This is a genomic window from Caballeronia udeis, assembly GCF_001544555.2.
Taxonomy (GTDB): Bacteria; Pseudomonadota; Gammaproteobacteria; order Burkholderiales; family Burkholderiaceae; genus Caballeronia; species Caballeronia udeis.
Genome location: NZ_FCOK02000048.1, coordinates 66,777 through 72,776, shown reverse-complemented (window position 1 = coordinate 72,776; position 6,000 = coordinate 66,777). Strand labels below are relative to the sequence as shown.

6 protein-coding genes are annotated in these 6,000 nt (G+C 56.2%); 1 reads left to right on the top strand and 5 read right to left on the bottom strand.

The window, feature by feature from the left end; translation table 11 throughout:
• Positions 1-33 precede the first annotated feature (33 nt).
• The 5 genes from AWB69_RS28485 to AWB69_RS28470 are packed head-to-tail and all read right to left on the bottom strand — an operon-like array spanning position 34 to position 3,004.
• Positions 34-684, bottom strand: a complete 651-nt coding sequence (locus AWB69_RS28485; RefSeq protein ID WP_062090175.1) for a tyrosine-type recombinase/integrase — start codon at positions 682-684, stop codon at positions 34-36.
• Positions 681-1,469 (bottom strand): tyrosine-type recombinase/integrase, encoded by a 789-nt coding sequence (locus tag AWB69_RS48825; RefSeq protein ID WP_231937271.1) that lies wholly within the window; start codon positions 1,467-1,469, stop codon positions 681-683. The genes AWB69_RS28485 and AWB69_RS48825 overlap by 4 nt, the downstream gene beginning before the upstream one ends.
• Positions 1,470-1,472: 3 nt before the next feature.
• Positions 1,473-1,652 (bottom strand): hypothetical protein, encoded by a 180-nt coding sequence (locus AWB69_RS48820; RefSeq protein ID WP_197500351.1) that lies wholly within the window; start codon positions 1,650-1,652, stop codon positions 1,473-1,475.
• Complete coding sequence (locus AWB69_RS28475; RefSeq protein ID WP_231937273.1) at positions 1,649-2,038, bottom strand: tyrosine-type recombinase/integrase; 390 nt, start codon at positions 2,036-2,038, stop codon at positions 1,649-1,651. The genes AWB69_RS48820 and AWB69_RS28475 overlap by 4 nt, the downstream gene beginning before the upstream one ends.
• A 33-nt stretch (positions 2,039-2,071) precedes the next feature.
• Positions 2,072-3,004 (bottom strand): LysR substrate-binding domain-containing protein, encoded by a 933-nt coding sequence (locus AWB69_RS28470; RefSeq protein WP_062090173.1) that lies wholly within the window; start codon positions 3,002-3,004, stop codon positions 2,072-2,074.
• A 1,544-nt stretch (positions 3,005-4,548) separates the two neighbouring features.
• On the opposite strand from AWB69_RS28470, the gene AWB69_RS28460 reads away from it, so the two are divergent.
• On the top strand, positions 4,549-5,961 hold the full coding sequence (locus AWB69_RS28460) for an MFS transporter (RefSeq protein ID WP_082913632.1): 1,413 nt from the start codon (positions 4,549-4,551) through the stop codon (positions 5,959-5,961).
• Positions 5,962-6,000 lie beyond the last annotated feature (39 nt).

The window sequence follows — 6,000 nt, the reverse complement described above, 5'->3', positions numbered from 1 at the left end:
CTGTAATTATGCGCAGTTCACACCACGGACCTGCTATGCATAGCCCATCGCAGAAGGACAAACGAGTCTGCGTGGCGTGCAACTGCGCATATCCCCGAGATCGTCATAGTTTCTTCCCTTGCCGCGCAGGCGAACTTGCCTCGGGGCAGCCAACTGCAGATCGTCCCACCGAAGGCCCGCAGCTTCACTGACCCGAGTACCGCCGTTGTAGAGGAACAGCAGCAGCGTATAGTCGCGCCATCCGTCACAGGTGCGTTTGTTCGGCATGTTGATGATCAATCGAACATCTTCCGCCTCAAGGTAGGTTGCTGGCTGCTGGCGCGCTTTCTTGGCAGGAATGGCCAACACCCGTATGTACTGTTGTGAGTGAGTCAGGTCATTGCGCAGCAGGTGCTTGAAGAAGCCTCGGATCGCTGCACGTCGGCAGTTGCGCGTCGCCGCCGAATTAGATCGCTCAGCTTTGATGTGATCCAGGAAGCGTGTCACGACGTTAGCGTCGAGGTCGGCAAGCTGCAAGGAGGCGACACCGCGACCGTTCTGCTCGGAGACGAACTTGAACAGCAACGTCAACGCATCCCGGTAGGCGCGAATGGTATGGGCGCTGGCGCCACGTTGCCGCGGCAGGTACTCGGTGAAGTATGACTGCACATGAGCGAACAGGCTGGGCGACGGCGTGCGGCTCATCGCATGCAGCGCTTGCTGCGTGAGCGCTGTTCGAAGCGCTGCCTTGCCAGTTGTAGCAGTTGCGGCGTGGCCTTGAGATAGACCTCCGTGCCGAGCACATTCTGGTGCCCGAGGTAGGCAGACAACCATGGCAGCTTCGCATGCACGTCAGCACCTTCGACGGCCCACGCGGTCAGCCGATGCACTACGAAGGCATGCCGGAACTCGTAAGGTCTGGCGCCCGAGCGCCCGCGCGGTGGCTTAAAGCCCAGATTCCGCAGCAGGCCTCGCAGCGCATCGGACGCTGCGCGCAGGGTGAGAGCCGATCCATCGCGACGGATGAACAGTGTCATGGGATCGTCCGCACCGCTTGCCGCCAGTACCTTCTCGCGGTACTGAAAGTACTGCCGCAATTCCGCGGCAAGATCGTCGCGGATCGCCAGGATGCGCGAACGCCCCTTGCTCCGTTGAACCGTCAAGACAGCCCGGCGCAGATCGACGTCGACCATGCGCAGTCTTGTAGCCTCGCCGAGCCGCATTCCGGTGCAATACAGCACGAGCGTGAGAACGCGCAACATCGCGCCCCACATCATGCTGCGACCCTCGTGTCGCGTGGCGGCGTTCACCACGGCGAGTATCTCTTCGCGGCTGAAGATGTATGGTACGAACACCGATTCCTTGACAGGTGCCAGTGCGTGATCAGGCACGAAGCAGTGCGCGTCGCTACGGCGACGGAAGAGACAAAGCTGGCGAACGACGCCGAACTCGTTGCCCACCGTGATGGCCTTGCGACCTTCGATCCTCACTACCTACTCCGACACCGCCCGTTCCAATGATACGGAGCGTTCGCCGTACTGGCCACGAACGAAGCGCACGAAGCCATTGAGCACGAACTCGGCACGCAGGTAGCCCATCCCCATAGCTCGCTTGAACGCCAGGAACTCCTTTGCGTCACGGGCCAGGACAGCGGCGGTGATCTTCGTGCTCATCGCGGTACCGGCAGCGAGACTTCGCGCAGCGACTGCGTCGCGATGCGCACGTACGCCGACACCGACTCCGGGTCACGATGGCCGAGCAGATCCGACAGCACTCGCGCCGTGGTGCCAATATCGAGTTGCTGTGCGGCGTTTGAATGCCGCAAGACGTGGCTGCCGAGGTAGGGAGCCTGGATGCCGGCGATCGATGCATGCTTGATGAGGATGTGTCGCACCGCTGACGAGGCTGTGAACGCGCCGAATGGCACCTTCATCTGAACGAACACATGCCGCGTTGGAGTATGAGGCGGACGCCCATAACGTAGGTACCGTGCAAGCACTTTGGCCACTGGGGGAAGCAGTGGCAGGACGAAGTTGACCCCCGTCTTGGGGCGCGACATCTGCAGCGTTGAAACAGCCGACACCATTACACATTACTTGGCGGCAGCCTTCACAATCTCAATTAGCCGATCTAGTACTGGTTCCGAACGACCCTTGATCCAGCCAAGCAGAAAACTGGTCTTGTACTTCACGTCTTTTAGCGGTATTACGGCGACGCCGGAAGGATACGTAAAGTCCTGGCCTACAACCGCGAGCCCGATACCCATGCCCACAGAGACGAGGTTTAACTGCGAGGCAATCGAACTTACCTCTTGCACAATTTGAGGTTCAAATCCCGCCGGCTTGCAAAGTGCGTATAGTGGTCCGTATCCAGGGCTGACGCTCGAATGAGGCACGACTACAAATTGCTCCCCGGCAAGTTCGCCTAAAGAGACAGACTTCTTTCTAGCTAGTGGATGGTCTTGCGGGACCACAGCGCCGAGGCTGCCCGTTTGAATAGTCAGGTAATCGAGCGCTGTCCCATCTCGCGCAGGCCCAATTGAGCCTCCCTTTTTTCGAGGCGCGACGGACGCAGGACCGAAATGCATAAACCCCACGTCGATTTTGCCAACAGCGAGCGCCTTGACCTGCTCCGACGTCGGAATTTCGAACAACGAAAGCGTAACGTTAGGATAACTCTCGTGGAATTCCTTGATCGCTGCCCGAAATAAAGGATGAAGTAAGGTCAAGGAGCCATATCCAACGTTGAGTGCTCCACTCTTACCCTGACCCACGAGCTTCGCCATCGCAAAAGCTTGGCCAAGATCAATCATTATTGTTTGCAACTTAGGCAGCAAGACACGCCCGGCCGCAGTGAGCTTGACACTGTGGGCGAGCCGTTCAAAGAGTTGCGTACCTATTTCATTTTCGAGGTCGATAATTAATTGAGAGACCGCCGGCCGGGTCACGTGCAGTCGCTCGGAAGCTCGACCAAAATGCTCCTCTTCGGCGGCCGCAACGAAATAACGCAGGTGTCGAAGTTCCATGGGATCTATCTTATTGGGTCTTCAATGAAGACGGCTATTGGGACTTGGAAGGTAACGGATGGTAATTTTTCCGTTTCCTTTCTCGACAGGAAGGCGTCACGGAAATGCGATAGTCGGCTTGCAGCCTCAAACACGCCGTGACATACCGGAACCGATCTGTCGAAATCAGAATGCCACCATGCTCTCTCGATATCCCGAAAGGGGCCGCCCCAAAACTCAACTGTTTGAAATTCTCCCGATCGAGCAGCACCTGGGCGCAGTTCCCAGTGTCATCGCCACGGGTCGACATGTTGTAAAGCAACGGCAAGTCACCAGCTTGCGTATCGGTAAAGGGCATGATCCATTGTTCCTTAGAGCGCCATTTTTCGTCAGATATTGACAGTATACCGACCCATATTTTGTCAGTAAGCACCCTACCTCGGGCATTCAGTTTTACCCGCGGTCCTGCGCCGTCAGTCGCCTTACGCATAACGTCGGGAAAAGCTGGAGCGAGTCCAAGTCATAGGGTTTACTCGCTCTGCCCGGTGCTACAAATCAAATTGGCTTGTCCAACCCCGCAACCGTAACATTGAAGCTGATACGCAGATTTAGCGGGGCCCACCTCAGCGGATCGTGACAATCGGTTCTTTCTAAAACCGGGTATCGAAACAGCTAGTTCGGTTCAGTTGAGCGCGGACCGCAGCGTGAAGCGCGCCAGACGCTGCGCGTCGAGGGAAAATGCCATAGGCTTGGTGTCGCCTGAAAGCATTTCCCTGATATCAGCCCTGCGTTTTAGCCCTGCCATGATATTTCGAGCAGTGCCATGCAGGCGCTCGGTAACGCGGAGAGTATCCAATGCCAAGTAGCGTTAGCAACACGCGTCTGTGAGGCTGGTGCTGCAACTTTTAATGTTGTTCAGCTAAGTTGCAAAGGCTTCCGAAAGCCATAGAGCAAGACGATTCACGGAACGACATCACCGGCGCTATCACTTCCCTCACGCCGTCGCCGCCCCTACGGCAATCGTCACCGGCTCCACTTGCGCGGAATGACGGGTCGAACAACACAACAACTGTTAGCAAAAAAATAATGCGCGGTGCTTGAGTCGACGTATCAGAATCGTCACCCGCTTGCTCTTGACGGCATGGAAGATATAAGCCGCATACGGGGTGGGCGCAAACTTGCAAACAAAACTTTCCGCTCGGAGACGAAAGCACAGCTTACCGAAGTGAGCAGCATAGCTGACTTGACTTAAAAGGTGGGCCTTTTAGAATTCGAACTGTGATGAGCCCAGTCCCAAAGGCCACTAGCCACTGTGAATCAGATACAGGGTCGAGACGCCACTCGCGGCGAAGAGAGACGGATCGCCGAAGAAAAATGGGACGTTTGATCACATTCCCCCAACTTCCAACATCTCCAAGCACGTCTGCTTCAACGACGAAGTAAAGCCGCGGCCCAACAAGTTCGGATGCCTTCAGGGCCGCCCATCTATTCGATCGCAGCGAGCGTTTATGACCCATATCCCTCTCTGACACGACAAGAAATAGAGACAAAAACGGAGACAAAAGATGGATGAATCAACCAACGCGTCGGTCGGAAAAAGCGACGCGACAGAAATATTCGCTTCGCGCGTCGTACCCGCCCCCTCGCTCAGTTCTCAGCGCATTGTCCTAGACAGCGTGTATTCCTGGTATGTTCTTGGGATCCTCACCGTTTCATACTCATTGGCCTACATCGATCGCCAACTACTCAACCTACTTGTCGATCCGATTAAGCATTCGCTACTTATCTCGGACACTCAAATTAGCTTGATTCAAGGGTCTGCATTTATCGCAGCCTACCTTCTTGCGTCTCCGTTCTTTGGGCGCCTTGTCGACTCTACAAATCGAAGAAACGTTTTGCTATTCGGCGTTTGTGCATGGAGTATCTGTACGGCGCTCTGCGGGAAGGCAGACACTTACTCCGAACTGTTCATTGCTCGCTTTGGAGTTGGCGTAAGCGAGGCGTGCGCCTTTCCAGTCGGATGCTCTCTGATAGCCGATTACTTCTCCGCACGACGCGCGGCGCGTGCGCTTAGCATTCTAACCCTTGGTCCTTTGCTGGGCGGCGGGTTCTCGCTCGTTGCAGGTGGCCTCGTTATCGCCTTTGCGGACAGCGTGCGGCAGCACGTCCCAGAGTTTGCGAATCTTGTGACTTGGAAGCTAGCATTTGTCCTTGTTGGTTTGCCGGGTTTTTTGTTGGCCTTGGTGCTCTTGACCGTTCGGGAGCCGACGCGCCGAGTAGCGTTAAAGGCTATAGCCGACGATCGAAAGTACACTTCACGCGAGGCCGCGGCGTATATTTGGGCGCGACGCGGATTTTACATGCGAATCTATTTCGGCATCGGAATGCAAGCAATAGTGGCGCTGGGCGTCCCAACCTGGCTCCCATCATTTCTTATCCGGTACCACCACGTCCCGCCCGCCCTTGTCGGATATCACTTTGGGCTCCTAGTTGTGACTTGTGGATCAATTGGAGTAGTCGTTGGTCCGTGGGTTTCCCGCCTGCTTGAACGCAAAGGCTACGATGATGCGGCGCTTCGTGCATCGGCAATGTCAATGTGTCTGATGACAGTTGCTTGCGCGGCGATTCCGGTGATGCCCGGCCCGATCAGCGCGTTAACCGCTGCCGCTTGCGCAATCTTTTTCTGGAGCATTCCAGCGGCAAATATCACGGTCGCAATGCAGCTTGGAACACCGAACCGGATGCGCGGGGTCGTTTCCTCGTTGTTCACATTCTTCGCACAACTGATTGGATTCGGGATTGGTCCGACGGCAATAGCTTTGATTACCGACCGGATATTTCATGATCCAAAAATGGTAGGCGCGTCACTCGGCATAGTCTGCTCTATCGCGTCCGCGGTCGCCGTGTTGTTAATCTTCTCGGCGCTGCCTCAATACCGAAAATTACTTGACGACGAACGCCACGTTCGACCCTCATAGTGCCTTGAGCGCACGCCGCGAAAGGAGGCGCCCACCCGA

Coding starts and splice junctions, on each gene's coding strand:
- AWB69_RS28470 (WP_062090173.1), bottom strand. CDS start 3,004: ATGGAACTTCGACACCTGCGTTATTTCGTTGCGGCCGCCGAAGAGGAG.
- AWB69_RS48820 (WP_197500351.1), bottom strand. CDS start 1,652: ATGAGCACGAAGATCACCGCCGCTGTCCTGGCCCGTGACGCAAAGGAG.
- AWB69_RS28475 (WP_231937273.1), bottom strand. CDS start 2,038: ATGTCGCGCCCCAAGACGGGGGTCAACTTCGTCCTGCCACTGCTTCCC.
- AWB69_RS28460 (WP_082913632.1), top strand. CDS start 4,549: ATGGATGAATCAACCAACGCGTCGGTCGGAAAAAGCGACGCGACAGAA.
- AWB69_RS28485 (WP_062090175.1), bottom strand. CDS start 684: ATGAGCCGCACGCCGTCGCCCAGCCTGTTCGCTCATGTGCAGTCATAC.